Source organism: Phycicoccus sp. Soil803 (genome assembly GCF_001429685.1).
In the GTDB taxonomy this organism is placed as follows: domain Bacteria; phylum Actinomycetota; class Actinomycetes; order Actinomycetales; family Dermatophilaceae; genus Pedococcus.
This window is the reverse complement of the sequence record NZ_LMST01000001.1, coordinates 1,155,533-1,181,138: the sequence shown is the minus strand read 5'-3', so window position 1 is coordinate 1,181,138 and position 25,606 is coordinate 1,155,533. Positions and strand designations below refer to the sequence as shown.

General features: G+C 71.0%; 24 protein-coding genes. 15 read left to right on the top strand and 9 right to left on the bottom strand.

Annotated elements, in window-relative coordinates; all coding sequences use genetic code 11:
* Complete coding sequence (locus tag ASG95_RS05510) at window positions 1-1,110, bottom strand: mannose-1-phosphate guanylyltransferase (protein ID WP_057376825.1); 1,110 nt, start codon at window positions 1,108-1,110, stop codon at window positions 1-3.
* 100 nt (window positions 1,111-1,210) lie between these two features.
* Here ASG95_RS05510 and ASG95_RS05505 point away from each other — a divergent pair, with 100 nt between their 5' ends.
* A complete protein-coding gene (locus tag ASG95_RS05505; protein ID WP_057376824.1) occupies window positions 1,211-2,353 on the top strand; it encodes a glycosyltransferase family 1 protein in 1,143 nt (380 codons plus the stop codon).
* Between the two features lie 102 nt (window positions 2,354-2,455).
* Window positions 2,456-3,445 (top strand): aldo/keto reductase, encoded by a 990-nt coding sequence (locus tag ASG95_RS05500; RefSeq protein ID WP_057376823.1) that lies wholly within the window; start codon window positions 2,456-2,458, stop codon window positions 3,443-3,445.
* Window positions 3,446-3,511: 66 nt separating this feature from the next.
* On the opposite strand, the gene ASG95_RS05495 is transcribed toward ASG95_RS05500, so the two are convergent.
* Window positions 3,512-3,892, bottom strand: coding sequence for a MerR family transcriptional regulator (locus tag ASG95_RS05495; protein ID WP_056922943.1), 381 nt, complete (start codon window positions 3,890-3,892; stop codon window positions 3,512-3,514).
* Window positions 3,893-4,134: 242 nt separating this feature from the next.
* On the opposite strand from ASG95_RS05495, the gene sdhC reads away from it, so the two are divergent.
* The 5 genes from sdhC to ASG95_RS05470 are packed head-to-tail and all read left to right on the top strand — an operon-like array spanning window position 4,135 to window position 8,849.
* Complete coding sequence (sdhC, locus tag ASG95_RS05490; RefSeq protein ID WP_082592352.1) at window positions 4,135-4,512, top strand: succinate dehydrogenase, cytochrome b556 subunit; 378 nt, start codon at window positions 4,135-4,137, stop codon at window positions 4,510-4,512.
* A 16-nt stretch (window positions 4,513-4,528) separates the two neighbouring features.
* Window positions 4,529-4,999, top strand: a complete 471-nt coding sequence (locus ASG95_RS05485) for a succinate dehydrogenase hydrophobic membrane anchor subunit (RefSeq protein ID WP_056922944.1) — start codon at window positions 4,529-4,531, stop codon at window positions 4,997-4,999.
* 37 nt (window positions 5,000-5,036) lie between these two features.
* Entirely contained in the window at window positions 5,037-6,812 is a 1,776-nt protein-coding gene (sdhA, locus tag ASG95_RS05480) for a succinate dehydrogenase flavoprotein subunit (RefSeq protein ID WP_056922945.1), read from the top strand.
* Window positions 6,812-7,588 carry a succinate dehydrogenase iron-sulfur subunit gene (locus tag ASG95_RS05475; protein ID WP_057376822.1) on the top strand — a complete coding sequence of 259 codons (777 nt, stop codon included), beginning with the start codon at window positions 6,812-6,814 and terminating at the stop codon, window positions 7,586-7,588. Before sdhA ends, ASG95_RS05475 begins: the two co-directional genes overlap by 1 nt.
* Window positions 7,589-7,601: 13 nt before the next feature.
* Window positions 7,602-8,849: a D-alanyl-D-alanine carboxypeptidase family protein gene (locus ASG95_RS05470; RefSeq protein WP_056922947.1), complete on the top strand. Its 1,248-nt coding sequence runs from the start codon at window positions 7,602-7,604 to the stop codon at window positions 8,847-8,849.
* Window positions 8,850-8,870: 21 nt separating this feature from the next.
* On the opposite strand, the gene ASG95_RS05465 is transcribed toward ASG95_RS05470, so the two are convergent.
* From ASG95_RS05465 to ASG95_RS05435, 7 genes are read right to left on the bottom strand one after another with little or no spacing between them, the layout of a single operon-like run.
* On the bottom strand, window positions 8,871-9,953 hold the full coding sequence (locus ASG95_RS05465) for a YihY/virulence factor BrkB family protein (protein ID WP_057376821.1): 1,083 nt from the start codon (window positions 9,951-9,953) through the stop codon (window positions 8,871-8,873).
* 2 nt (window positions 9,954-9,955) lie between these two features.
* Window positions 9,956-10,471: a 2'-5' RNA ligase family protein gene (locus ASG95_RS05460; protein WP_056922949.1), complete on the bottom strand. Its 516-nt coding sequence runs from the start codon at window positions 10,469-10,471 to the stop codon at window positions 9,956-9,958.
* Between the two features lie 56 nt (window positions 10,472-10,527).
* The gene (trpS, locus tag ASG95_RS05455; protein ID WP_056923239.1) at window positions 10,528-11,550 is read right to left on the bottom strand and encodes a tryptophan--tRNA ligase; all 1,023 of its coding nucleotides are present in this window, start codon (window positions 11,548-11,550) and stop codon (window positions 10,528-10,530) included.
* Between the two features lie 13 nt (window positions 11,551-11,563).
* Complete coding sequence (locus ASG95_RS05450) at window positions 11,564-13,714, bottom strand: alpha-galactosidase (protein ID WP_057376820.1); 2,151 nt, start codon at window positions 13,712-13,714, stop codon at window positions 11,564-11,566.
* Window positions 13,711-14,643: a carbohydrate ABC transporter permease gene (locus ASG95_RS05445; RefSeq protein ID WP_082592350.1), complete on the bottom strand. Its 933-nt coding sequence runs from the start codon at window positions 14,641-14,643 to the stop codon at window positions 13,711-13,713. The genes ASG95_RS05450 and ASG95_RS05445 overlap by 4 nt, the downstream gene beginning before the upstream one ends.
* Complete coding sequence (locus tag ASG95_RS05440; protein WP_235543414.1) at window positions 14,640-15,596, bottom strand: carbohydrate ABC transporter permease; 957 nt, start codon at window positions 15,594-15,596, stop codon at window positions 14,640-14,642. The genes ASG95_RS05445 and ASG95_RS05440 overlap by 4 nt, the downstream gene beginning before the upstream one ends.
* 30 nt (window positions 15,597-15,626) lie before the next feature.
* Complete coding sequence (locus ASG95_RS05435) at window positions 15,627-16,979, bottom strand: ABC transporter substrate-binding protein (protein ID WP_056922951.1); 1,353 nt, start codon at window positions 16,977-16,979, stop codon at window positions 15,627-15,629.
* Between the two features lie 278 nt (window positions 16,980-17,257).
* Here ASG95_RS05435 and ASG95_RS05430 point away from each other — a divergent pair, with 278 nt between their 5' ends.
* The 8 genes from ASG95_RS05430 (at window position 17,258) to ASG95_RS05395 (ending at window position 25,566) form a co-directional block, all read left to right on the top strand.
* Window positions 17,258-19,246, top strand: a complete 1,989-nt coding sequence (locus tag ASG95_RS05430) for a beta-galactosidase (RefSeq protein WP_057376819.1) — start codon at window positions 17,258-17,260, stop codon at window positions 19,244-19,246.
* Window positions 19,247-19,251: 5 nt separating this feature from the next.
* Window positions 19,252-20,064, top strand: coding sequence for a DeoR/GlpR family DNA-binding transcription regulator (locus tag ASG95_RS05425; RefSeq protein WP_056922953.1), 813 nt, complete (start codon window positions 19,252-19,254; stop codon window positions 20,062-20,064).
* A complete protein-coding gene (galT, locus tag ASG95_RS05420) occupies window positions 20,061-21,176 on the top strand; it encodes a galactose-1-phosphate uridylyltransferase (RefSeq protein WP_200961296.1) in 1,116 nt (371 codons plus the stop codon). The genes ASG95_RS05425 and galT overlap by 4 nt, the downstream gene beginning before the upstream one ends.
* Window positions 21,173-22,336: a galactokinase gene (gene galK / locus ASG95_RS05415; RefSeq protein WP_057376818.1), complete on the top strand. Its 1,164-nt coding sequence runs from the start codon at window positions 21,173-21,175 to the stop codon at window positions 22,334-22,336. The genes galT and galK overlap by 4 nt, the downstream gene beginning before the upstream one ends.
* Window positions 22,337-22,475: 139 nt before the next feature.
* A complete protein-coding gene (locus tag ASG95_RS05410; RefSeq protein ID WP_082592349.1) occupies window positions 22,476-22,883 on the top strand; it encodes a DUF805 domain-containing protein in 408 nt (135 codons plus the stop codon).
* 112 nt (window positions 22,884-22,995) lie between these two features.
* The gene (locus tag ASG95_RS05405; protein ID WP_057376817.1) at window positions 22,996-24,537 is read left to right on the top strand and encodes a S10 family peptidase; all 1,542 of its coding nucleotides are present in this window, start codon (window positions 22,996-22,998) and stop codon (window positions 24,535-24,537) included.
* Window positions 24,527-25,309, top strand: coding sequence for a hypothetical protein (locus ASG95_RS05400; RefSeq protein ID WP_057376816.1), 783 nt, complete (start codon window positions 24,527-24,529; stop codon window positions 25,307-25,309). Before ASG95_RS05405 ends, ASG95_RS05400 begins: the two co-directional genes overlap by 11 nt.
* Window positions 25,306-25,566, top strand: coding sequence for a hypothetical protein (locus tag ASG95_RS05395; RefSeq protein WP_157581747.1), 261 nt, complete (start codon window positions 25,306-25,308; stop codon window positions 25,564-25,566). Before ASG95_RS05400 ends, ASG95_RS05395 begins: the two co-directional genes overlap by 4 nt.
* Window positions 25,567-25,606: the final 40 nt, after the last annotated feature.

The window sequence follows — 25,606 nt, the reverse complement described above, 5'->3', positions numbered from 1 at the left end:
TCAGAGCAGGTCGGTGCGGCCCTCGGCCCGGAGGGCGTCGACGACCGCCTTGACGTCCTGGGCGCGGTCGCGCGACATCACCAGGAGCGCGTCGGGGGTGTCGACCACGACCACGTCGTCGAGCCCGACGACCGCCACCACCCGGTCACCCCCGGGGACGACGACCCCGCTCGCGTCGACCACCCGCACGGCGGAGGCGTCACCGAGGACCCGCACCCCCGGCATACCGTCGGCGTCGGGGAGCAGGGCACCCAGCGAGCTGAAGTCGCCCACGTCGTCCCAGCCGAACCCACCGGGCACCACGGCAACCCGGCCCTCGGCGGCCGCCGGCTCGGCGACCGCGTGGTCGATCGCGATCTTCTCGAGGCCGGGCCACACGTCGGCCAGCCGCGACGGGTCGGCCGCGAGCGCCCGCAGGCCGGTCGCGAGCTCGGGGTGCCACTGCGCCAGCAGGTCGAGCAGCACGGTCGCCTTGACGACGAACATCCCGGCGTTCCAGCGGAACCGGCCGGTGGCGAGGTACTCCTCGGCCCGGGCCCGGTCCGGCTTCTCCACGAACTGGGTCACGGCGTGGGCGGAGCCCGACCCCAGCGCGTCGCCCAGCTCAATGTAGCCGAACCCGGTCGCCGGGTGGGTCGGCTCGATGCCGATCGTCACGACGTACCCCAGCTCGGCGGCGGCCACCGCCTCGGCGACACAGGCCCGGAAGGCGTCCTCGTCGCCGATCACGTGGTCAGCCGCGAACGACCCGAGCACGGCCGACGGGTCGCGGGCCTCGAGCACCGCCGCGGCCCAGCCGATCGCGGCCATCGAGTCGCGTGGGGCCGGCTCGGCGAGCAGCTGGTCGGGGGGCAGGTCCGGCAGCTGATCGGCGACGGCAGCACGGTGGGCGACGCCGGTGACGACCAGCACACGCGGCCCGGTCAACGGGGTCAACCGGTCCCAGGTCGACTGCAGCAGCGAGCGCCCGGTGCCGGTGAGGTCGCGCAGGAACTTGGGCGAGCTGGCCCGCGACAGCGGCCAGAGCCTGGTGCCCGCCCCGCCGGCGGGGACCACCGCCCAGAAGTGGTCGGTCGGGGGTGCAGCCTCCGTGGTCGCCGGCGATGACATGGCCGGAACGCTAGCCCACGCACCAGCCGGTCACCTGCCGCTCACCCGACACACCCCCGGCCGTGGCCGTCCCCTCACCCGGGGTGCGGAGGCTGGAGTCGTGCGAGTCGCCATCGTGACGGAGTCCTTCCTCCCCTACCTCAACGGCGTGACGACCAGCGTCTGCCGGGTGGTCGAGTGCCTGCGCGACGGCGGCCACGAGGTAGTCGTCATCGCCCCCCGTCCCGCCCCCACGAGCTACGCCGGGTATGCCGTGCACGGCCTCGCGTCCGTGCCGGTGCGCCAGTTCCCGGTCGGCCTCCCGCTGGGTGGCGAGGTGGAGACCCTGCTGCGCGGCTTCGCGCCCGACGTGGTGCACGTGGCCTCACCCTTCGTCCTCGGCGCCAGCGCGCTGTCGGCTGCCGACCGCCTCGGCCTCCCCACCGTCGCGGTCTACCAGACCGACATGCCGAGCTACCTCCGCCAGCACGGTCCCGGCGCGGTGGGACGCGGGGCGGCCCGGGCGGCCTGGCGGTGGATCCGCCGCATGCACGAGCTGGCCGACCTCACCCTGGCCCCGTCGTCCGCGACGCTGGCCGAGCTGCGCGCCCACGACATCCCCCGCGTCACCCTCTGGGCGAGGGGCGTCGACGCCGTGCAGTTCCACCCCGGGTGGCGGCTGGACGCGGGCACCGCTGCCCTGCGCCGCTCGCTGGCCCCGCACGGCGAGGTCCTCGTCGGCTACGTCGGGCGGCTCGCGCCCGAGAAGGAGCTGCTGCGACTCACCAGCCTCGCGGGACTGCCCGGCGTGCGGGTGGTGCTCGTCGGCGACGGACCCACCCGCGGCCAGGACGGCGCCGCGCTCACCGCGGCCGGGGTCGACACCGTCGTCCTCGGCCGTCGCGAGGGCGACGACCTCGCCCGGGCGTATGCCGCGTTCGACCTCTTCGTGCACACCGGCACCCGGGAGACCTTCGGCCAGACCCTCCAGGAGGCCGCCGCGACTGGGCTGCCGGTCGTGGCACCCGGCCGCGGTGGCCCGCTCGACCTCGTCGACCACTCACGCACCGGACTGCTCTTCGACCCCGACGACCCGACGGCGCTGCGCGACGCGGTCGCCCACCTCGTCGGCGACCGGGTCAAGCGCGAGGCGATGGGTGCCGCCGGGCGGGTGCAGGTGACCGGCCGGTCGTGGGCCACCCTCACCGACCAGCTGCTCGGGCACTACGCCGATGCCCAGCGGTCCCGGACGCTCGTCGGGTAGGCAGTCCGTCAGACGCCGTCAGGACTGGACGAGGTGCGGGCTTGACTTGGAGCGCGCTCGAAGCGGAACGGTCGTCCGCACCAGAGCGAACAGGAGCGCACCATGAAGTACCGCACGATCGGCACCCACCCCGCCCGCCAGCGCGAGGTGAGCGTGCTCGCCCTCGGCGCCATGTGGTTCGGCACCGCCACGGACGAGCCGACCGCCTACGCCCTGCTGGACCGGTTCGTCGAGGCCGGGGGCACCTTCGTCGACACCTCCAACAACTACGCGTTCTGGGCCAACGGGACCCAGGGTGGCGAGAGCGAGGCGCTGCTCGGCCGCTGGTTGGCCAGTAGCGGCAAGCGCGACAGCATGGTCGTCGCCACCAAGGTCGGGGCCCGCCCGCTGGCGCCGGCCCGCGACTTCCGCAGCATCGAAGGGTTGTCCCCCGCCGTGGTCCGGGAGCAGGTCGACCGCAGCCGGGAACGGCTCGGGATCGAGCAGATCGACCTCTACTACGCGCACCTGCGCGACCCCGGCACGCCGCTGGCCGACCAGGTCGACGGGCTCGCCGGCCTGGTCGAGGACGGCGCGGTCGGCATGCTCGGTGCCAGCAACTTCTGGGCGTGGGAGCTGGAGCGCTCGCGGAGCCTTGCGGGCGGTCGGCCGTCCTACGACGTCGTGCAGTTCCAGCACTCCTACCTGCGGCCGCGCACCGACCAGCCCGGGCTCGCGTCGCCCGAGGGCACCGTCGGCGTCGCGGACGGTGCGGTGCTGAGCTGGCTCGCCGACGACCCGAGCCTGAGCCTGGTGGCCTACTCGCCGCTGCTCAAGGGGGCCTACACCCGTGCCGACAAGCCCCTTCCGGAGTCGTTCGACCACCCGGGCACGCCCGCCAGGCTCGCGGTGCTGGACGAGGTGGCCAGGCAGACCGGGGCGACCCGGAACCAGGTGGTGCTCGCGTGGATGCTCGGTGCACCCGTGCCCGCCATACCGCTGGTCGGCGCCTCGTCGGTGGCCCAGCTCGACGAGAGCATCGAGGCAGTCGACCTCGAGCTCACGGCGGAGCAGCAGGCCATGCTCGACGGCGAGCGCGAGCGGGTCTGGTGACCACTCCGCCGTGAACCGGCGTGGCGTCGCGCCGGCGCGGGGTCACGCCGGGCGACGGTCACGTCTTCAGTGGCAGGTGTCGGCCTCGCCGAGGTAGACCGCGATCTTGCGCTCGATGGCGGCCAGGTGCCGAGCCTCCGCCTCGAGGCGCGCGCGGACTGCGTCGCGATGGCGACAGAGGATCTCCAGGCGCTCGGCCTCGTTGCCCTCCCCGGCGCGCACCAGCTGGGCGTAGCGACGGACGTCCCGGATCGGCATGCCCGTGGTGCGCAGCCGGGTGATCAGCTCGATCCAGCCCAGGTCACCCTCGCGGTAGCGGCGGTGCCCGCTGGTGGATCGCGGCACGTCGAGCATCAGCCCGTCCCGCTCGTAGTAACGCAGCGTGTGGGCGGTGAGCCCGGTCCGCTCGGCCGTCTCGGCGATGGTCAGCTCCGTGGTCAGCTCCATGGTCCCAGCGTGGGGGTTGGAGTGTGCTCGAAGTCAAGCCCCGGAGCAGCGCGGCCCCCACGTCGGCAAGGACCGGGCCACCGGCCACCACGCGGCATACCGACTGGTAACCCGACCTGTCTGCTTTCTCACAGCAGGGGCGTTCACGGTGCACGCTGCCGGGCCGATAACCTGACGGGCGTACTACGGCCCTCGACGCTGGACGACGACTGCCGTGACATCTGCTTCGAAAGGGACGCGCAGTGGCGCAGGCAGCCAACGGGACCCTCTACCGCGGCCGCGAAGGCATGTGGTCGTGGGTGGCCCACCGCATCAGCGGCGTACTCCTCTTCCTCTTCCTCTTCGCGCACGTGCTCGACACTGCGCTGGTGCGGGTCTCCCCCGACGCCTACAACGAGGTGATGGAGGCCTACAAGAACCCCATCGTCGGGCTCGGTGAGGCCGGCCTCGTCGCCGCGGTGATCTTCCACGCGCTCAACGGCCTGCGCATCATCGCCGTCGACTTCTGGGCCAAGGGCCCGAAGTACCAGCGACAGCTCTTCTGGGCGGTCGTCATCGGCTTCGTCGTGCTCTTCGCGCCCTTCGCGATCCGGCACCTGACCATCGTGTTCACGCACTGAGAGGGCGGGGGAAGTCATGAGCGCCACCACCGAGACCAACTACCACGCCGGCCCCGACGCCGTCTCCAAGAAGAAGTCCCGCTACCGCCGGGTCTCCAAGGGCCGCGGCAACTTCGAGCTCTGGTCGTGGGTGTTCATGCGGGCCAGCGGCGTGCTGCTGCTCGTCCTCGTCTTCGGCCACCTGTTCGTCAACCTCATGCTCGGCGAGGGCATCCACGGCATCGACTTCGCGTTCGTCGCCGGCAAGTGGAGCAGCCCGTTCTGGCAGACCTGGGACATGTTGATGCTCTGGCTGGCCGAGCTGCACGGGTTCAACGGGGTCCGCACGATCATCAACGACTACACCGAGAAGGACCGCACGCGGTGGATCCTCAAGGGTCTGCTCGTGGCGAGCGCGCTCCTCGTCATGGTGCTCGGCACCCTGGTCATCTTCACCTTCGACCCGTGCCTCGACCCGTCCTCCACCCTCTCCGTGTGCGCACGATGACCACGGACGACCCAGGAACCCGAAGGAACCAGCACTGATGCAGACGCACAAGTACGACGTGGTCATCGTCGGCGCGGGCGGCGCAGGCATGCGCGCCGCGCTGGAGTCGAGCACCCGCACCCGCACGGCGGTGCTGACCAAGCTCTACCCGACCCGCTCCCACACCGGCGCGGCGCAGGGCGGCATGTGCGCCGCCCTCGCCAACGTCGAGGAGGACAACTGGGAGTGGCACACCTTCGACACCGTCAAGGGTGGCGACTACCTCGTCGACCAGGACGCAGCCGAGATCATGTGCCGCGAGGCGATCGACGCGGTCATCGACCTCGAGAAGATGGGCCTGCCGTTCAACCGCACGCCCGAGGGCAAGATCGACCAGCGCCGCTTCGGCGGGCACACCCGCAACCACGGTGAGGCCGCCGTCCGCCGGTCCTGCTTCGCGGCCGACCGCACGGGTCACATGATCCTGCAGACGCTCTACCAGAACTGCGTGAAGCAGGGCGTGGAGTTCTACAACGAGTTCTACGTCCTCGACCTGCTGATGAACACCGGCCCCGACGGCGTCGAGCACACCGCGGGCGTCGTCGCCTACGAGCTGGCCACCGGCGAGCTGCACGTGTTCCAGGCCAAGTCGGTCGTCTTCGCGACGGGCGGCACCGGCAAGGTCTTCAAGACCACCTCGAACGCCCACACCCTCACCGGCGACGGCATGGGCGTGGCCTTCCGCCGCGGCATCCCGTTGGAGGACATGGAGTTCTTCCAGTTCCACCCGACCGGCCTGGCCGGTCTCGGCATCCTGCTGTCCGAGGCGGCCCGCGGTGAGGGCGGCATCCTCCGCAACGCCGACGGCGAGCGCTTCATGGAGCGCTACGCCCCCACCATCAAGGACCTCGCGCCCCGCGACATCGTCGCCCGGTCGATGGCCAACGAGGTCCGCGAGGGTCGCGGCGCCGGTCCCAACAAGGACTACGTGCTGCTCGACCTGACCCACCTCGAGCCGGCCCACATCGACGCCAAGCTGCCCGACATCACCGAGTTCGCGCGCACCTACCTCGGCGTCGAGCCCTACACCGAGCCGGTGCCGGTCTACCCGACCGCGCACTACGCGATGGGTGGCGTGCCGACCAACGTCGAGACCGAGGTGCTGCGCAACAACACCGACATCGTCCCCGGCCTCTTCGCCGCCGGCGAGGTCGCCTGCGTCTCCGTGCACGGGTCCAACCGCCTCGGCACCAACAGCCTGCTGGACATCAACGTCTTCGGGCGCCGGGCCGGCATCGCCGCCGCGGAGTATGCCGCGAACGCACCGTTCGTGGACCTACCCGCCAACCCGGCCGCGCTCGTCGAGGGCATGGTCGAGACCATCCGCACCCGCGACAGCGGCGAGCGCGTCGCCGACCTGCGCCGCGCCCTGCAGGAGACCATGGACCGCAATGTCCAGGTGTTCCGCACCGAGGCCTCGATGAAGGAGGCCCTCGGCGTCATCGACGAGCTCAAGGAGCGCTACGCCGCCGTCGTCGTGCAGGACAAGGGCAAGCGCTACAACACCGACCTGCTCGAGGCCGTCGAGCTCGGTTTCCTCATCGAGCTGGCCGAGGTGATCACGCTGGGTGCGCTGGCTCGCAAGGAGTCGCGCGGCGGACACTTCCGGGAGGACTACGAGGCCCGCGACGACGTGAACTTCATGCGCCACACGATGGCCTACCGCGCGCCGGTCACCGACGTCGAGCAGGGCCCGAAGTTCGCCGACGAGGTCCGCCTGGACTACAAGCCCGTGACCGTCACCCGCTACCAGCCGATGGAGCGCAAGTACTGATGACCGCGACTGCCGAGAAGCCCGCCCAGACCGGCGGCCAGGACTCCCCCAAGGCCGGGGTGGTCCCGTCCTTCACCGTCACGCTCAAGATCTCGCGGTTCGACCCCGAGACCGACAGCGAGCAGCACTGGGAGACCTACGAGGTCACCGCGCACGCCACCGACCGCGTGCTCGACGCGCTGCACCAGATCAAGTGGGACCAGGACGGCTCCCTGTCGTTCCGCCGGTCCTGCGCCCACGGCGTCTGCGGGTCGGACGCCATGCGGATCAACGGCAAGAACCGGCTCGCCTGCAAGACGCTGATCAAGGACGTCAACCCCGACAAGCCGATCACCGTCGAGCCGATCAAGGGCCTTCCCGTCGAGAAGGACCTGATCGTCGACATGGAGCCGTTCTTCGACGCCTACCGCGAGGTCATGCCGTTCCTCATCACCGAGGGCAACGAGCCGACCCGTGAGCGGATCCAGAGCCAGGCCGACCGAGACCGGTTCGACGACACGACCAAGTGCATCCTCTGCGCGGCCTGCACGACGAGCTGCCCGGTCTTCTGGAACGACGGCCAGTACTTCGGTCCCGCGGCGATCGTCAACGCCCACCGGTTCATCTTCGACAGCCGCGACGACGGCGGCACGCAGCGCCTGGAGATCCTCAACGACAAGGAGGGGGTGTGGCGCTGCCGCACCACCTTCAACTGCACCGACGCGTGCCCTCGTGGCATCGAGGTGACGAAGGCGATCCAGGAAGTCAAGCGCGCGCTCCTGACCTCGCGTTTCTGACCTCTTGGCCCTCGTGACAGCGTCGTCGCGCGCGCTCCTCGCACTCCTGGTCGCGACGAGCGCGCTGGCGCCCGCTGCTGCCCACGCGGCGACGACACCGAAGCCGACACCGACGGCGACGACCAAGACGCTGCCGGTGCCGCGGGCGACGGTGGAGCCGCTGTTGTCGATCGGGGGGCCGCAGCTGGCCTCGATGGGGGTCGTCACCGACCTCCCCGCCGGGGTGCCTGCTCCACCGCCGCTCAAGGACGTGTCGTGGGTGCTGGCCGACCTCGACTCGGGCGAGGTCATCGCCGCGAAGGCGGCCCACGCCCGCCTGTTGCCGGCGAGCACGCTGAAGACGCTCACCGCCCTCACCCTGATCCCCGAGGTCCCTGCCACCCGCAGGATCGTCGCAACGCAGCAGGACGCGAACGCGGACGGCACCCGGGTCGGCATCGTCCCCGGGCTCCCCTACACGGGACGCCAGCTGTTCCAGGGCCTGCTGATGTCGTCGGGCAACGACGCCGCCTACGCGCTGGCCGAGGCCGGCGGCGGACGCGAGGCGACGCTGGCCGCGATGAACGAGCACGCGGCATACCTCGGGGCGCACGACACGGTCGCGAAGGACCCGTCGGGGCTGGACGCACCGGGGCAGACCTCGAGTGCGTACGACCTTGCCCTGATCGGCCGGGCTGCGTTGGGGCTGAAGGACTTCCGCACCTACGTCGCGACCAAGCAGGTCGACTTCCCGGGTCGGGTCGACCCCAGGACCAAGAAGCGCGCGAGCTTCAAGATCCAGAACCACAACAAGCTCCTCTACAACTACGAGGGCACCATCGGGATCAAGAACGGCTACACCGAGAAGGCCAACCGCACCTTCATTTCGGCCGTGACCCGTGGTGGGAAGACCTACCTGCTGAGCGAGATGTACGGGCTGGACTCGTCGTGGCGCCCGCAGGCGGCGATGTACGACTGGGCCTTCGCCTACGGCGACCGTGCGGGGTCCGTCGGTGAGCTCGTGCAGCCCGGCACCGTCACGACGCCGCCCAGCCCGCTGCCGAGCAACTCCGACAGCCTCGCCCCCGCTTCCCCCACGGCCCCGGCGACCGGTGCCGCCGCCAGGGCTGCCGCCGTCCCGGAGGCCGGAGCCGGGTTCTGGCCGAGCAGCCGGCTGGGCCAGGCCGGCCTGGTCGGTGCGGTCGTCGTGCTGCTGGCCCTCGCTCTCGCGGTCCGGGCCCGGCGCCAGGTCGTGCGAGCGCGCGCCGGCCGGCACCGCTGAGTCGGCCGGCAGCGCTGAGCCTCACCTACGGCGCAGCAGGCTCCGTATGCCGCGGCCGATGGTGCCGAGCGCGACCGCGCCCACCGCGCCGAGCACCGCTCCCGCTGCGACGCTGGTGCGGTCGGCGGCGCGCTGGCCGAAGGTGGGCAGGCCCGCGTCGGTGCGCTGGCGGATCGTGACGAGGGCCTCGGTGTCCGGGCCCTCGACGAGCTTGTCGACCTGCCCCGCGGTCAGGCCGGAGGCGGCGGCGCCCGTGTCGAGGTCGTTGGCCGCCCAGGCCGCGGAGATGAGGATGACCCGCGACATGAAGTTGAGCCACACGAGCAGACCGACGACCAGGGCGAACCCGAGGTAGAGCTTGTTGTTCGTGGTGCTCGAGAGGAGGAGGGCGCCGAAGGTCTTGAGCACGGTCAGCCCCACCCCACCGAAGATCGCGCCGTTGCGGACGGCCCGCCAGGGCAGCGGGAGCCCCGACAGGATGCGCAGCATGACGGCCACGATCGCGCCGTCGAGGACGACACCGACGACGAAGGCGACGACGCCGAGGACCCACTCCTGGCCGCCGAGACCGACCAGGTCGGCCACCCAGGTGGCGGTGGATCCGGCGACGGCGCCGACTGCCGCCGAGAGCAGGATCGCCACACCCAGCAGCAGGAGCACCCCGAGGTCACGGAGCTTGGCCAGCACGGCGTTGCCCGGCGAGCCCTCCACGCCGAAGATGGCTCGGATGCCTTCACGCATCGCCCCCAGCCAGCCGGTGCCGGCGAGCACGAGGCCGACGACCGAGATGACACCCTGCACCGACAGCGCGGCGCCCGTCGGCGCGCTGACGTCGATGACGCCGTTGGGCTGGCTGGGCGTCTTGACGAAGCCCGGCAGCAGGTTGTTGATGGCGTCCTTGGTGTCAGCGAGCAGCTGCGGCTGGCTGCGCAGCAGGATCCCGAACACCGTGAAGGCCAGCAGCACCGCGGGGAAGACCGAGAAGAAGGCGAAGTAGCCGACCCCACCCGCGATGAGGTTGCCCCGGTGGTCGCTGTACCGCTTCCACGCCCGCCAGGCGGGGGTCGCCTGGATGCGCGCCCACCAGCCCTTGAGGGTCTGCACCCTCAGGCCCCGTCCAGCTCGAACGACCGGACCGGGCGCCAGACGCCGTCGGTCCCGTGCTCGTAGAGGTGGAAGTCCGTCACCTCGAAGGTGCACTCGAAGTCGGCCAGCTCGTGGAAGGCGCGGTCGAGGTTGTCGTCGGAGACGTGGTGGGCCACCGTCACGTGCGGGTGGTAGTAGAAGTCGAGCTTGCGCTTGAGCGGCCCGCGCCGCACCGACTTCTCCAGCAGCTCGCAGTCGGCCAGCCCACCGGAGACCTGGACGAACACCACGGGCGAGATGGGCCGGAAGGTGCCGGTGCCCCGCAGCACCATCGGGAACGAGCGGCCTTGGGCGGCGACGTCGGCCAGGTGCTCGACCACGTCTGACAGGTCGTCGCCCTCCACCTCGGTCGGCGGCAGCAGGGTGACGTGGGTGGGGATCGAGTCGGCCAGGGGGTCGCCGAAGGAGGCACGCTTGGACTGGAGCATCTCCGCGTGGGGGGACGGGATGGCGATGGACACACCGATGGTGGGCACGACGGCGACCCTACCCAACGCCGTTCTGGACCAAGCTCTGTGGGCGCACTGTCGGCTCAGCGGGCACTGGGCAGCAGTCCCGCGGCGTCGCGCACGCGGGCCATCGTGGCCCGGGCGACCTCGCGCGCGCGGTCGGCGCCGTCGGCCAGGATCCGGTCGAGCTCGGCCGGGTCGTCGAGCAGCTCGGCCAGCCGCTCCTGGAAGGGGGTGAGGCACTCGACCACGACGTCGGCCACCTCCTTCTTGAAGTCGCCGTACCCACGACCCGCGAAGGACGCCGCGACCTCCTCGACCGGGGTGCCGGACAGCACCGAGTGGATGACGAGCAGGTTGGAGATGCCCGGCTGGTGCTCGGGGTCGTAGCGCACCTCGCCGTCGGTGTCGGTGACCGCCGAGCGGATGTTCTTGGCGATCTTGGCCGGGTCCTGCATCAGGTCGATCAGGCCCTTGGGCGAGGACCCGGTCTTGCTCATCTTCGAAGTCGGGTCCTGGAGGTCCATGATCTTGGCCGAGCCCTTGACGATGTACGCGTCCGGCACCACGAGGGTCTCGCCGAAGCGGGTGTTGAACCGCTCGGCCAGGTCGCGGGTGATCTCCAGGTGCTGGCGCTGGTCCTCGCCCACCGGCACGTAGGCCGCGTCGTACATGAGGATGTCGGCGGCCATCAGCATCGGGTAGGTGAGCAGCCCGACGTTGGCGTTCTGGCCCTTGGCGACCTTGTCCTTGAACTGGGTCATCCGCCGCGCCTCACCGTCACCGGTCAGGCAGTTCATCACCCAGCCCAGCTCGGCGTGCTCGGTGACGTGGCTCTGGCAGAACACCGCAGACCGCTTGGGGTCGACGCCGCCGGCGATGAACTGGGCTGCCGTCGCGCGGGTGCGGTGGCGCAGCACCGCCGGGTCGGTCGGGACCGTCAGGGCGTGCAGGTCGGCCACGAAGTAGAAGGCGTCGAACTCGTCCTGCAGCTTCACCCAGTTGACCAGCGCCCCGAGGTAGTTGCCGAGGTGCAGGGAGTCGCTGGTCGGCTGCATCCCGGACAGGGTCCGGGGCAGCGCAGCGGGAGCGGACGCTTCAGGCATGGCCGCCATTCTGTCAGGTCAGGTGCAGGAGGAAACCTCGGGCGGGTGAGAGCACCGGCAGCGCCAGGCCGACCTGTCCGAGCGCGGCTCCGCTGACCCGGATGCCCGAGTCCAGTGCGTCGTCCCACCAGCCCGGGCCGCGCACCTGGATCCCCGCGGGCAGGCCGGCCTCGGGGCGGACCCGGACCGTGTAGGTGCGCTCCGGGTCGAGCCCGGGGAGGGTGAGGAGTCCGGGCGTCACCGACGGACCCGTGTGGGTCCGCAGCACCGTGTATGCCGCCTGCTCGCCGCCCGGCGCGACGGTGCCGGTCACGAGCAGCCCCCGCTCCTCGGGGAGGTCGGCGCGCACGAGGTCGCCCGTGTGCACCAGGGGGCGCAGCTCGCGGTAGAGCCCCGACCACGCGGCCAGGGCGGTCAGCTCGTCGGGGGTGCACCCGGTGATGTCCCACTCCAGCCCTGCGTGACCCTGGAGCGCCACGAGCATCCGGAAGGACAGGTCGAGGGTGCGGTGGGTGGTGTGTGCGGTCGCCGGGCCGATGTGGGTGCCCATCAGCTCGGCCGGCACCAGCAGCGAGGTCCAGCGCTGGATCTGCGCTCGCTCGAGCGCGTCGTTGCAGTCGCTGGTCCAGATCCGGTCGGTGCGCGCCAGGACGCCGAGGTCGACCCGCGCTCCCCCGCTGGAGCAGGACTCGATCTCCAGGGCGGGGTGAGCCGCCCGGAGCCGGTCGAGGAGGGCGTAGAAGCCGGTCGTCTGGGCGTGCACGGCCGGTCGGTCGACGCCGTCGGGGCCGGTGCGCACCGCCTCGTGCAGGTCGCGGTTGTGGTCCCACTTGATGAAGTCGATGCCGAGCTCGGTGACCAGCGCGCTGATCTGCTGCTCGACGTGGGCGGCCGCGTCGGGGTTGGCGAGGTCGAGGACGTGCTGCTGCCGGGACGGACGCGGAGGTCCCGCCTGCGGTCCGAGGACCCAGTCGGGGTGGGCCCGCACCAGGTCGGAGTCGAGGTTGACCATCTCGGGCTCGAACCACAGCCCGAACTCCATGCCGTGGCCCCTGACGTGCTCGACGAGCGGCCCGAGCCCCTGCGGCCACGCGTCGGTGGACACCACCCAGTCACCCAACCCGCTGGTGTCGTCGCGGCGGCTGCCGAACCAGCCGTCGTCCAGGACGAACCGCTCGACCCCGATCCCGGCGGCGGTGTCGGCGAGCTGCTTCAGCCGGTCGAGGTCGTGGTCGAAGTAGACCGCCTCCCAGGTGTTGAGGACGAGGGGCCGCGGGTCGTTGCTGTGCGGCGCAGTGCTGCGCTGGCTGCGGTGCAGCCGGCGGGACAGCCCGTCGAGGCCGTCGGTGGCGTGCACGAACACGACGTCGGGCGCCGTGTAGGTCTCTCCCGGCGCGAGCCGGACCTCGCCGGGCTCGAGCAGCTCACCACCGCCGAGCACCGCCGCGTGGATGCCGGCGCCCTCGGGGAGTCGCTCGGTGAGGTGCTCGTGGTTGCCACTCCACGCGACGTGGACCGACCAGACCTCACCCGTGCGGAAGCCGAAGCCGGCCGTGCCGACCGTCAGCAGCAGGGTCGCGTCGTGGCCGGTGCGACCACGCCGCGAGGCGCGCAGGTGGGTGCCGTCCTGGAGGACCGAGCGCTGCGGCGACCGCTCGCGGCACCAGCGGCCGGTCAGGTCGAGCACCTCGGTGGCCCGCGCCGGGAGCGGGAGCAGCGCCCGCAGGGCGCCGACGTCGAGGGGCGTCGCGGCGTCGCTGCCGGTGTTGGTCACCGAGCTCGACACCCGGAGCACGCCGTGCTCGTCGAGGGAGTGCCGGAGCACGACCTCGGACGCGCCGTCGGCCGCGGTGGTGACCAGGGCACGCTCACCGTCCAGCTCCGAGGTGACCACCCACCGCGGGGCGGTCGCGCCACCGGCTCGGTGCGCGGCATACCCGGGGGTGCCCAGCCAGCCGTCACCGCTGGCGGGAAGGACGGTCAGCGGCCAGGGCTCGTCCAGGGCGTTGTTGGCCACGGGGCCGACCACGAGGGCGGGGAGCTCGGCGACCACGGCGTCGGTGAGGTCGGCGCCCCAGTGCACCACCCTCGGGAGCCCTGCCCCCGAGGTGTCGAGGACGAGGCAGGTGCCAGCGGACCGGAGGGTTGCGGTCGGCGACGTCATCCCTTGGTTGCTCCCAGGGTCAGGCCTGCGACGAACTGCTTCTGCAGGAGGAAGAAGACGATCAGGGTGGGCAAGGCTATGACCACGGAGCCGGCGGCCACCAGGTTGTTGTCGGTGAAGAACTGGCCCCGCAGGTTGTTGATCGAGCTGGTGACGGGGTACTTGTCGCCCGACTGGAGCAGCACGGTCGCCCAGAAGAACTCGTTGTAGATCCAGGTCACCTCGAGGGTGGCCAGAGCGGCGAGCGGGGGGCGGCACAGCGGGAGGGTGAGCTGGAAGAACTGGCGGAGCACGCCCGCGCCGTCGACGACGGCCGACTCGTAGAGCTCGCGGGGCAGCGTCTTCATGTAGTTGGACAGCACGAACGTGCAGAAGCCGGTCTGGAACGCCACGTTGACGAGGATCAGGCCCCAGTAGGAGTTGAGCAGCGTGCCCGAGTCGCTGAACCAGAACGGCACCTCGATGGCGCGGAACATCCGGTAGACCGGGATCAGCAGCGCCTGGGGCGGCAGGAGGTTCGCCGCCGTGAACAACCCGAGCAGGGCCAGGTTGAACTTGAAGGAGAACCGCGCGACGACGAACGCCACGCAGGCCGACAGGAAGAGCGTCAGCACCACGGCGGGGACCGTGATGTAGGCCGAGTTGAGCATCGTGTGGGAGAAGTTCGCCTGCTCCCACGCGTTCTTGTAGTTGGCCAGGGTGAACCCGCCGAACGACAGGTAGCCGTGCTGCGACGTGTAGGCGTAGTCGCGGAAGCTGTTGAGGACGGCGTAGGCGACCGGGAAGATCCACACGAGCGCCACGACGGCCAGGAAGACCTGGATGCCGCGGTTGCCCTTCTTGGACCCGGCGCCCTGGGGACGCTTGGGGCTCAACGGGTTCCGGCTCCTCGGCGCAGCCACCTGGGGCGCCTCGCTGCTGGCGGTCATCGCTGCTCCCTCATGACGATCCGTAGGTAGATGACGATGAAGATCGAGGAGATGACGAGCATGAAGGTGGCCAGTGCCGACCCGAAGCCGATCCGGCTGGCCTCTCCCACGATGTTGCTCGTCACCAGGGTCGAGATCAGCTCGAGGCCGTTGCGCCCCTTGTTGATGACCCAGACCAGGTCGAAGGCCCGCAGCGACTCGATGACGGTGACGACGAGCACGATGATGTTGATCGGGAACATCACCGGGAAGACGACCTTGAAGAACGTCGTCCGCTCGTTGGCCCCGTCGACCTTGGCCGCCTCGCGCAGCGTCGGGTCGACGCCCTTCAGGCCGGCCAGGTAGAGCAGCATGATGTAGCCGACGTGTCGCCAGCTCGACGCCAGCAGGGCCGCCCAGAGGTTGTAGCGGGTGTCGCCGTACCAGTCGATCGAGCCACCGGTGACCTGGTTGATGAAGCCCTGGTCGCGGCTGTAGATGAGCTGCCAGATGAACCCGACGAGGGCCAGCGACAGCACGACCGGGAGGTAGATCGCGGTCTGGTAGACCCGCGAGCCGCGCACCTCCCGGTCGAGCAGGATGGCGAGGAACATGCCGATCGGGGTGGCGATGAAGAACATCACCGCCAGCCAGATCAGGTTGTGCTGGAGAGCCGGCACGAACGGCGGGTAGATCGTCAGGACGTCCTTGTAGTTCTGGAGCCCCACGACCTTGGCCGAGGAGATCGGGCCGATCCCGTCCCAGTTGGTGAAGGAGAGCAGGACCGACCCGACCGCCGGGACGACGACGAGCCACAGCACGAGCAGCGTCGGGACGCCGATCATCACCGAGACGACGACCCGGTCCACGGGGGACAGGTGGTCGATGCCCTTGTACTTCGAGCGCTTCAGCTTGGCGGGCTTGGGCCCGGCGGGCTTCGGCGTGGTGCGATCTGGCGTGGTGCTTGTCGACACGGTGACTCCTCGAGGCGTCGTCGCGGGTGGTCAGCTCGCGAAGATGCTCTTCTTCTGCTTCTCGATGCTGTTGACGAGTCCGTCGATGTCCTTCGGGTTCTTGAGGAAGGACTGGATGGCCGGGATCATCACCGTCGAGGCGAAGTCCGGCCGGGTGTCGCGGTCCATGAACTGGGCGATCGACTTGGCCTGCGAGACGAACTCCACCGACTTCTTCTGCAGCGACGTGTAGGCCGCCTTGTCGGCCTGGTCGTTCGTCGCGATGACGCTCGGGTCGGCCTTGACGACGATGTTCTGCGCCGCGGCGGAGCCCACGTAGCCGAGCAGCTTCTTGGCCCCGGCCTCGTTCTTGGGCCGCTTGGCCATCATGTAGCCGTCGATGGGCGCCTCGATGGCGTCGGCGCCGATGGTGGAGTCGATCTCGGGGAAGTTGAAGAAGGTGAGGTCCTCCTGCTCCGCCCCCTTGGCGAACTGCTGGGCGACGAAGGACCCGAGCAGGTAGGTGCCGGCCTTCTTCTGCTGGAGCGTCTGGGCGGCCTCCTGCCAGGTGCGTCCGAGCGAGTCGGGCTGGTGGAACTCGAGCAGCCCGGCCCAGGTGTCGAAGACAGCCTTGACCTTGTCGCTGTTCCAGGCTTCCTTGCCGGCCATCAGGTTGACGTGGAAGTCGTAACCGTTGACCCGCAGGTTGAGCTGGTCGAAGGTGCCCATGGCGGGCCAGCCGTCCTTGTCGCCGAAGGCGATCGGGACCAGGCCGTCCTTCTTCATCTGCGTGCCGAGGGTCTTGAACTCGTCGAGCGTCTTGGGCTCGGCGTAGCCGTGCTTCTCGAACACGCTCTTGCGGTAGAACATCGCCCACGGGTAGTAGGTCGACGGCACGAAGTACTGCTTGCCGTCGTCACCCGTCGAGGACTTCTTGAGCGCGTCGGACATCCCGGCGCCGGACAGGTCCTTCCAGACGTCGGAGACGTCACCCGCGAGGCCCTTGGAGGCGAAGAACCGCATCCGGTAGCCCGCGAACCACATCCACACGTCGTCGGGCGAGCCCTGGAGGTAGTTGTTGATGTTCTCCTGGAAGGAGTTGTGGTCGATCGTGTTGACCTTGGCCGTGAGGCCGGCGTTGGCCTTCTGGAAGGCGTCCATGACGGCCTGGATCGCGGCCTTCGGGACGGCGTCCGACTGGTTGGAGCCGACCGTCACGGTGCCGGTGGCGGCGCCACCGGAGCCACCGCTGCCGCCGCCACCACAGGCGGACAGCAGCGTGGGGGCTGCGAGCAGGGTGCCGGCGCCGAGGGCGCCGCGCAGGAGGGTCCGACGGCTCACACCGCGGACGGAGGCAGGGACGAGGCTGGCAAGGTACTCGGCCTCGGAGGCGGGGCGGGACATGCGGTCTCCTTTGAACGCTGATAGCACCGGCGTGGTGAGGTCGCTGATCTCGACAGATTCGATCAAAAACCACCAACAAGAAACGAGGATGACCGCCGGGGGGACTGCTGTCAAGCGTTTCGCGTGAACGGTCTTCCATCGTGATCTGTTTCAGGATCCGCTCAACAGCAACGGCATCCGCGCACGCACACGCCTCGCGATGCGCCTTCGAACTATCTCGACGTCAACATGTTGATTTTTGTTGACATGGCTTCCTGAGCGGCGCAACACTGTCGCCCATGCGTCAGTGGCCGACAGACCGGATCGCCTTCGGAGGCGACTACAACCCCGAGCAGTGGCCCCGCGAGGTGTGGGCCGAGGACATGGAGCTCATGCGGGAGTCCGGCGTCTCGTTCGTGACACTCGGCGTCTTCTCGTGGTCGTGGCTCGAGCCCGCCAAGGGCGAGTACGACTTCGGCTGGCTCGACGACATCATGGGCCTGCTCCACGAGAACGACATCGCGGTCGACCTCGCCACCGCGACCGCCACCCCTCCCCCCTGGCTGTCCGCGGCGCACCCCGAGATCCTGCCCGTCGACCACGCGGGCCGGACGTTGTGGCCGGGCAGCCGGCAGGCCTGGTGCCCCAGCTCACGCATCTACCGCGACCACGCCCTGGCGCTGACCACCCAGCTGGCCCAGCGCTACCACGACCACCCCGCGCTCGCCCTGTGGCACGTCTCGAACGAGTACGCCTGCCACAACATCCCGTGCTACTGCGACACCTGTGCCGCCGGGTTCCGGGTCTGGCTGGAGCGCCGCTACGGCGAGCTCGACCGCCTCAACGACGCCTGGGGCACCGCCTTCTGGAGCCAGCGCTACACCGACTGGGAGCAGGTCCTGCCCCCGCGGCTCACCACGACCTTCGCCAACCCGACCCACGAGCTCGACTACAAGCGCTTCCAGTCGGACACCCTGCTGGACTTCCACCGCAGCGAGAAGGCGGTCCTCAACGACCTCTCCCCCGGGGTGCCGGTGACGACGAACTTCATGACGCTCGCGCACTTCGACCACCTCGACTACCACCAGTGGGCGCCCGACCAGGACGTCGTGAGCACCGACCACTACGTCGTGGCCACCCTCGAGCACCCCCGGGCCGAGCTCGCCTTCAGCGGCGACCTCACCCGTGGCCTCGCCGGCGGCGCGCCCTGGCTGCTGATGGAGCACTCCACGAGCGCGGTGAACTGGCAGCCGGTCAACCCCGCGAAGGACCCCGGCCAGACCGTGCGCGACAGCATCGCGCACGTGGCGCGCGGCGCCGACACCATCGGCTTCTTCCAGTGGCGGCAGTCCCGCTCCGGGTCCGAGAAGTTCCACTCCGCGCTCGTCCCCCACGCGGGCCGCGACAGCGCGCGGTTCCGCGAGGTCTGCCAGCTCGGCGCCCTGGCCGGCCGGCTCGGGGCACTCAAGGGCTCCCGGGTCGAGGCCGAGGTCGCGATCCTGTGGGACTACCAGGCCCAGTGGGCCGCGCACGGTCCCGCCATGCCGTCCAGCGAGCTGCGCTACCCCACGACCGCGCACGCGATCCACCGCGTGCTGCGAGACCAGGGCATCACGGCCGACGTGGTGCACCCGAGTGCCGACCTCACGGCATACCGGGTCGTCGTGGTCCCCACCCTGTACCTGGTGACCGACGAGCACGCGGCGGCGATCGCGGCGGCCGCCGCGGCCGGCGCCCAGGTGCTCGTCACCTTCTTCTCCGGCATCGCCACCGAGGACGACCACGTGCGGCTCGGCGGCTACCCCGGCGCCTTCCGTGACCTGCTCGGCGTGCGCGTCGAGGAGTTCTTCCCCCTCATGCCCGGTGAGACCGTCGCACTCGCCGAGGGAGGCGCGGGTCGGCTCTGGAGCGAGGACGTCACCGCCGTCGACAGCGAGGTGCTCGACCGGTATGCCGCCGGCCCCCTGGCCGGGCGACCGAGCCTGACCCGCCGCGCCACCGGAGCGGGCGCCGCGTGGTACCTCAGCACGCTCCCGGACGACGTCTCGTTGGCGGCGGTCCTCGACCGGGTGACCGGGGCGGGCGGGGTCTCCCCGGTCGCCGACGTCCCGCCGGGCGTCGAGGCCACCCGCCGCCGAGGCCCCGAGGGTTCGTGGCTGTTCCTGCTCAACGACACGGACCAGCCCCAAGAGGTGCCGGCGACCGGCCATGATGTGGTGGGTGATGGCCCCGTGGGCCCGACCGTCACCCTCCTGCCGGGTGGCGTCGCCGTCGTCAGGGAGGACTGATCGAGATGCTCGCGAGCCAGCGCCGCACCACCATCCTCGGGCTCGTCGAGGAGAGTGGCGCGGTTCGCGTGTCCGAGCTGGTCGAACAGCTCGGCGTCTCCGACATGACCGTGCGGCGCGACATCGAGCAGCTCGCGGGCGAGGGCCTCGTGCAGCGCGTGCACGGCGGGGCCCTGGCCGTCGGCGCCCGGAGCAGCGAGGAGCCGGGCTTCACGGCCAAGTCCGGGCTCATGCAGGCGCAGAAGATCGCCATCGCCGAGGCGGCCGCCCAGCTCGTCGAGCCGGGTGCGGCCATCGGGATCTCCGCGGGGACCACCACCTTCGAGTTCGCCCGCGCCGTCTGCGCGGTCCCCGACCTCACCGTCGTCACCAACTCGGTGCCGGTCGCCCAGCTGCTGCACGAGTCCGGGGCGCCCGGCCAGACCGTCGTGCTGACCGGTGGCGTCCGGACCCCCTCGGACGCCCTGGTCGGACCGGTGGCCGTGACCGCCCTGCGGATGCTCCACGTCGACCGGCTCTTCCTCGGCGTGCACGGCATGGATGCCCGGGCCGGTCTCACCACCCCCAACCTCGTCGAGGCGGAGACCAACCGCGCCATGGTCGAGACCTCCCGGCAGGTCTGCGTCCTGGCCGACCACACCAAGTGGGGCACCGTCGGCCTCAGCACGATCATCCCCCTCTCGTCGGTCGACCTCGTGGTCTCCGACGAGGGACTCGGGTCGCGCGCCCGCACCGCCCTCACCGAGGCCGGCGCCGAGGTCACGATCGCCACGCAGCCCCGCACCCGGTTCGACCGACGCCGACGAGGAACCCCATGAGCCTGACCCGCACCAGCCGTCGGCTCGCGGACGGTCGGGAGATCATCTACTTCGACGACACCTCCGACGCCCCCGTGCGCACCGCCGAGGACCAGCGTCCCCTCGGTGAGCGTGCCCGGTCGGGCGAGATCCGGCACGACGCCCTCGTGGGCGACTGGGTCGCCGTCGCCGGGCACCGGTTGAACCGGACCTTCCTGCCCCCCAAGGACGAGTGCCCGCTGTGCCCCACGGGCACCGGGAGCGTCCCCTCGGAGGTGCCCGAGGCGTCCTACGACGTCGTCGTGTTCGAGAACCGGTTCCCCTCCTACGCGCCGGTCTCCGACCACCAGCCGGACGACGAGCCGACCGACGACCTGGACCGGACCGGCCCCGCGCTGGGCCGATGCGAGGTGGTCTGCTTCACCAGCGACCACGACTCGACCTTCGCCGACCTCTCCCCCAGTCGGGCCCGCACCGTGATCGACGCCTGGGCTGACCGCACGGCCGAGCTGGGTGCGCTCCCCGAGGTGGAGCAGGTCTTCTGCTTCGAGAACCGTGGCCAGCAGGTCGGCGTCACCCTGCACCACCCCCACGGTCAGATCTACGCGTATCCCTATGTGCCGCAACGCTCCGCGGCCATCCTGGCGCAGGCGACCGAGCACCACGCCCGCACGGGTCGACTCCTCGGCGCCGACATCCTCGCCGCCGAGCTCGAGGCCAAGGTCCGCATCGTCGCCGAGAGCGAGCACTGGGTGGCCTACGTGCCCTTCGCGGCGCGCTGGCCGGTCGAGGTGCACCTGGCGCCGCGGCGCGACGTGCCCGACCTGCCCTCCCTCACGTCGTCCGAGCGCGACGACCTGGCCACCGTCTACCTCGACCTCCTGCAGCGGCTCGACCGCTACTACGTCGCCAAGGACGGCAGCCCGATCCGGTTGCCCTACATCGCGGGCTGGCACCAGGCCCCCAGCAGCCGGGGCCGCGAGGTGTCGCGACTGCACCTGCAGGTGATGTCGGTGCTCCGTTCTCCGAAGAAGCTGAAGTACCTCGCCGGCTCGGAGTCCGGCGTGGGCGGCTGGGTCAACGACGTGCCACCGGAGCAGATCGCGGAGCGCCTGCGGGACGTGGCCCTGTGAGCGCTGCCAGCGCCGCAGAGCTCTTCCGGGGGACCTTCGGTGCCGAGCCGTGCGGGGTCTGGTCGGCGCCGGGCCGGGTCAACCTGATCGGGGAGCACACCGACTACAACAGTGGGCTCTGCCTGCCGATCGCGCTGCCGCAGCGCACCTTCGCCGCCCTGCGGCGTCGCGACGACGACCTCCTGCGCATCGTCTCCGCGCAGGGCGACGGCGTGGTCGAGGTCGAGCTCGGCGACGTCGGCGCCGGGCACCCGACCGGCTGGGCCGCCTATGTCGCCGGGGTGCCGTGGTCGCTGCGCACCGCCGGGTATGCCGTGGGCGGGCTCGACGTGGCCGTGGACGGCGGGGTGCCGCTCGGCGCCGGTCTGTCCAGCTCCGCCGCCCTGGAATGTGCAGTGGCGGCCGGCGTCTCCGACCTCCACGACCTCGCTCTGCTGGCCACCTCGTCGGGCCGCTCAGCCCTCGCTGCAGTGTGTGTGGAGGCCGAGAACACCGTCGCCCAGGCCCCCACGGGTGGCATGGACCAGTCCGCTGCCCTGCTCGCCGAGGCCGGCCGCGCCCTGCTGCTCGACTGCCGCGACCACAGCACCGAGCAGGTGCCGTTCGACCTCGCCGCCCACGGGCTGGCCCTGCTCGTGATGGACACCCGCGCCGAGCACGCGCTCGTCGACGGCCAGTACGCCGAACGCCGTGAGTCGTGCGAGCAGGCCGCCCGCGAGCTGGACGTCACCAGCCTGCGCGAGGTCTCCGTCGACGACCTGTCGGAGCGCCTCGCCCAGCTCTCCTCCGACCTGCTCCGGCGACGGGCGCGACACATAGTCACCGAGATCGAGCGGGTGCGTGAGACGGTCGAGGCGTTGCGCCACAACGACTTCCCGACGGTGGGCCGCCTCTTCGTCGCCTCGCACGCCTCCATGCGCGACGACTTCGAGATCTCGGTCGCCGAGCTCGACACCGCCGTCGAGGCGGCTGTGGCCACCGGGGCCCTGGGCGCCCGGATGACCGGCGGCGGTTTCGGCGGGTCCGCCATCGCGCTCGTCCGGGCCGACGCCGCGGAGGCGACCATCGCAGCCGTGGAGTCAGCCTTCGCCGACCGGGGCTTCCGCGCGCCCGACTGCTTCGTCGTCACCGCCTCCGGCTCCGCCACCCGCGACGCCTGACTCGTGGCGCGACCGCGCTCGCGCCCGACCGCCCACCCGTCGAGAACCGGGCCCAGCTGCCGGACGGAACGTCACGGCTGACCGGGTCAGCGGTCTACGTAGGGTCTGGGTCGTCTTCTCCTCGCATCGGAGCATCCACATGTCGTTCGGCGATGCTGTCTCGAGCTGCTTCCGCAAGTACGCGACGTTCGCCGGGCGGGCCCGCCGGTCGGAGTTCTGGTGGTGGACGGTGTTCGCCTGCACCTCCTCCCTGGCGGCGACCTTCCTCGATGGGCTCACCGGTCGGGCTGATGCCGACGGCACCGGGACCGTGCCGCTGCTGGTGGCCCTGGTGTTGGTGCTGCCCTCGGTCGCGGTGGCCGTGCGCCGGCTCCATGACACCGATCGCTCAGGCTGGTTCGTCGTGCTCGGTGTCGTGCCGGTCGTCGGAGCGGTCATCGTGCTGGCCCTCTGCGCCAAGGACGGTGTCCGGGCCAACACCATCCACGGGTGTTCGCCGAAGCACCGGTGGCCGACGACCTCCCTGTCGATGCGGCCGTCCGCGTAGCTCCTCGGGAAGCGCCGCGTGATGCAACCCGACCAAACGGCCTCGCAGACGCGCACGCACACCGTGGCCGTCGTCAGCCTCTGCAGCTGACCGCCGCACTAGGGTGCCGACCATGGCCGACGAGACCCCGCAGACCTCCCCTGCGCCCACGACCCCAGCCGAGTCCTCCCCCTTGACCGCGGGCGCCCCCGTCGGAAGCAAGCCGAACGCCGAGCCACCGCCCATGCCGCCGAAGGACGACCTGGTGACCACGCGGCATACCCTCAAGGTCGGTCGGCGCACCCTGCGCTACACCGCCACGGCGGGGCGCATCGTGCTGCGCGCGGAGGTGTTCGAGGACGGCGTCTTCAAGGGGCACAAGGCCAAGGCCGAGCTCAGCGTCACGTCCTACGTCCTCGACGCACCTGCGGGCGCCCGTCGCCCCGTGACCTTCGCGTTCAACGGCGGGCCGGGCTCCAGCTCGGTCTGGCTCCACCTCGGGCTGCTGGGCCCACGGCGGGTCGACTCCGGCGACGTCGACCGGCTCACGCCACCCCCCTACGACCTGGTCGACAACACCGAGTCCCTGCTGGCCGTCTCGGACCTCGTCTTCATCGACCCCGTCTCGACCGGGTACTCCCGCGCGGTCGAGGGCGGCAAGCCCAAGGACTACCACGGGTTCAAGGCCGACATCGAGAGCGTGGGCGAGCTCATCCGTCTCTGGACCACGCGCCACAACCGTTGGCTGTCACCGAAGTTCATCGCCGGCGAGTCCTACGGCACGATCCGCGCCGCGGCCCTGGCCGAGCACCTGCAGATCCGGCACGGGCTCTACGTCAACGGCATCATGCTGATCAGCTCGGTGCTCGACCTGGCCACCGTCGACTTCGAGTTCCGCAACGACCGCGCCCACGTCGACTACCTGCCGACCTACGCCGCGACGGCGCACTTCCACGGCAAGCACGGGCGCAAGTCACTCAAGACGGTGCTCGCCGAGGCGGAGGAGTATGCCGCGCGCGACTACCCGTGGGCGCTGTCGCAGGGGTCCCGGCTCAGTGCCGCAGAGCGGGCCGAGCACGTGACCCGCCTCGCCGCCCTGACGGGGCTGTCGGAGGAGTACGTGGACCGCGCCAACCTGCGGATCGAGCACGTGCGCTTCTTCACCGAGCTGCTGCGTGACCAGGGACTGGCCGTCGGTCGTCTCGACTCGCGGTTCACCGGACCCCTGGTCCGTGGCAACGCCGAGACGTGGGACGCGGACCCGTCGATGGACGCCATCAGCGGCCCCTATGCGGCGGCGTGGAACCACTACGTGCGGGACGAGCTCGGCTACCAGAACGACCTGCCCTATGCGCAGATCTCGGAGCTGGCCTCGACCGAGTGGTCGTTCAAGGAGTTCGAGGGCAAGCCGGTCGACGTCAGTGCGCAGCTGGCCAGGGCCATGCGGGGCAACCCCCACCTCAAGGTGCACATCGCCTACGGCTACCACGACGGGGCGACCCCCTACTACGGCGCGCAGGACGTCGTGGCGCACCTGGAGGTCCCGGAGTCGTTGCGCAGCAACATCGAGCACGCCTACTACGAGGCCGGCCACATGATGTACGTCCACGAGCCCAGCCGGCTCCAGCAGTCCAAGGACCTGGCGTCGTTTGTCGAGAGGTCCAGTGGCCGCTGACGCGGGGTCCGCGGCCCGGGACATCGTCGTCGACGCGTTCGGGGTGCCCGTCGGGGTCAGGGTGTCCGGCGACCGGGCCCGCCACGTGCTGGACCGCCTCGCGGACCTCTGGGAGTGCTGCCGGACCCCGGTCGGGACGCCGGCCGAGGTGCGCGTCGACGTGCTGTACGACAGCAGCCTCGAGCTGGACGACCTGCTGCAGGTCGTGACGCAACGGATCACCGAGACGGCGGTCGACGCCCGCGCCGGCCAGTGCCTCATGCTCCACGCCGCCTGCCTCGCCGACCCGACCAGTGGCGCCGCCGTGGCCTTCGTCGCCCCGGGCGGGACCGGCAAGACCACCCTGGTCCGCACGCTGGGCCCGGGCCGGTGGTACGTCACCGACGAGACGACGGTCGTCCTCGACGACGGCACCGTGCTGCCGTATCCCAAGCCCCTGTCCCTCCGGCGCCAGCCCGGCAGCCTGTTCAAGGACGAGACCGCCCCGGGCAGCCTCGGCCTGGTGCCCGCCGCCGGACGGCTGCACCTCGCCGGCCTCTGCCTGCTGGCGCGCGACGACGACCACGACGGCCCGCCGGTGGTCGAGACCTTGCCCACCCTGGACGGCCTCGTGTCCCTGGTCCCCCAGACCTCACACCTGCCGGACCAGCCCCGGCCGCTGCGCCGCCTCGCGGAGCTGAGCGAGTCACTGGGGGGCGTGCGCCGCATCCACTACCGGGAGTCCGCCGACCTCGAGGGCATCTGGGACGACCTGCTGGCGGCCGCGCCGTGAGGGTGCGACGCCTGCCCCTGACCGACCGCGTCGACCGCGACGGCGAGTCGGTGGTGCTGGTCGGGCACACCGTCGTGCGGCTCTCGCCGGTGGCAACCGTCCTGCTCGACCGCTGCGAGGCCTGGACCGACCTCGACGTCCTGACCGACCAGGTCGTCGCAGCGCTCGGCCCGGCACCTCGGGGCGTGGACCCGCCGCGGGCGGTCGAGTCCGCTGCCGAGGCCCTGGTCGCCCAAGGGCTCCTCGAGCGGGGCTGAGGGCTCAGCGCCGGCCGGACGACCGTGACCGGCGACCGCT

What these genes read in the sequence shown, in the direction of transcription:
- ASG95_RS05475 (WP_057376822.1), top strand. Translation starts at nt 6,812, where the DNA reads ATGACCGCGACTGCCGAGAAGCCCGCCCAGACCGGCGGCCAGGACTCC.
- ASG95_RS05495 (WP_056922943.1), bottom strand. Translation starts at nt 3,892, where the DNA reads ATGGAGCTGACCACGGAGCTGACCATCGCCGAGACGGCCGAGCGGACC.
- ASG95_RS05430 (WP_057376819.1), top strand. Translation starts at nt 17,258, where the DNA reads ATGCGTCAGTGGCCGACAGACCGGATCGCCTTCGGAGGCGACTACAAC.
- ASG95_RS05405 (WP_057376817.1), top strand. Translation starts at nt 22,996, where the DNA reads ATGGCCGACGAGACCCCGCAGACCTCCCCTGCGCCCACGACCCCAGCC.
- ASG95_RS05510 (WP_057376825.1), bottom strand. Translation starts at nt 1,110, where the DNA reads ATGTCATCGCCGGCGACCACGGAGGCTGCACCCCCGACCGACCACTTC.
- ASG95_RS05435 (WP_056922951.1), bottom strand. Translation starts at nt 16,979, where the DNA reads ATGTCCCGCCCCGCCTCCGAGGCCGAGTACCTTGCCAGCCTCGTCCCT.
- sdhA (WP_056922945.1), top strand. Translation starts at nt 5,037, where the DNA reads ATGCAGACGCACAAGTACGACGTGGTCATCGTCGGCGCGGGCGGCGCA.
- galT (WP_200961296.1), top strand. Translation starts at nt 20,061, where the DNA reads ATGAGCCTGACCCGCACCAGCCGTCGGCTCGCGGACGGTCGGGAGATC.
- ASG95_RS05410 (WP_082592349.1), top strand. Translation starts at nt 22,476, where the DNA reads ATGTCGTTCGGCGATGCTGTCTCGAGCTGCTTCCGCAAGTACGCGACG.
- ASG95_RS05485 (WP_056922944.1), top strand. Translation starts at nt 4,529, where the DNA reads ATGAGCGCCACCACCGAGACCAACTACCACGCCGGCCCCGACGCCGTC.
- ASG95_RS05450 (WP_057376820.1), bottom strand. Translation starts at nt 13,714, where the DNA reads ATGACGTCGCCGACCGCAACCCTCCGGTCCGCTGGCACCTGCCTCGTC.
- ASG95_RS05445 (WP_082592350.1), bottom strand. Translation starts at nt 14,643, where the DNA reads ATGACCGCCAGCAGCGAGGCGCCCCAGGTGGCTGCGCCGAGGAGCCGG.
- ASG95_RS05425 (WP_056922953.1), top strand. Translation starts at nt 19,252, where the DNA reads ATGCTCGCGAGCCAGCGCCGCACCACCATCCTCGGGCTCGTCGAGGAG.
- trpS (WP_056923239.1), bottom strand. Translation starts at nt 11,550, where the DNA reads ATGCCTGAAGCGTCCGCTCCCGCTGCGCTGCCCCGGACCCTGTCCGGG.
- ASG95_RS05500 (WP_057376823.1), top strand. Translation starts at nt 2,456, where the DNA reads ATGAAGTACCGCACGATCGGCACCCACCCCGCCCGCCAGCGCGAGGTG.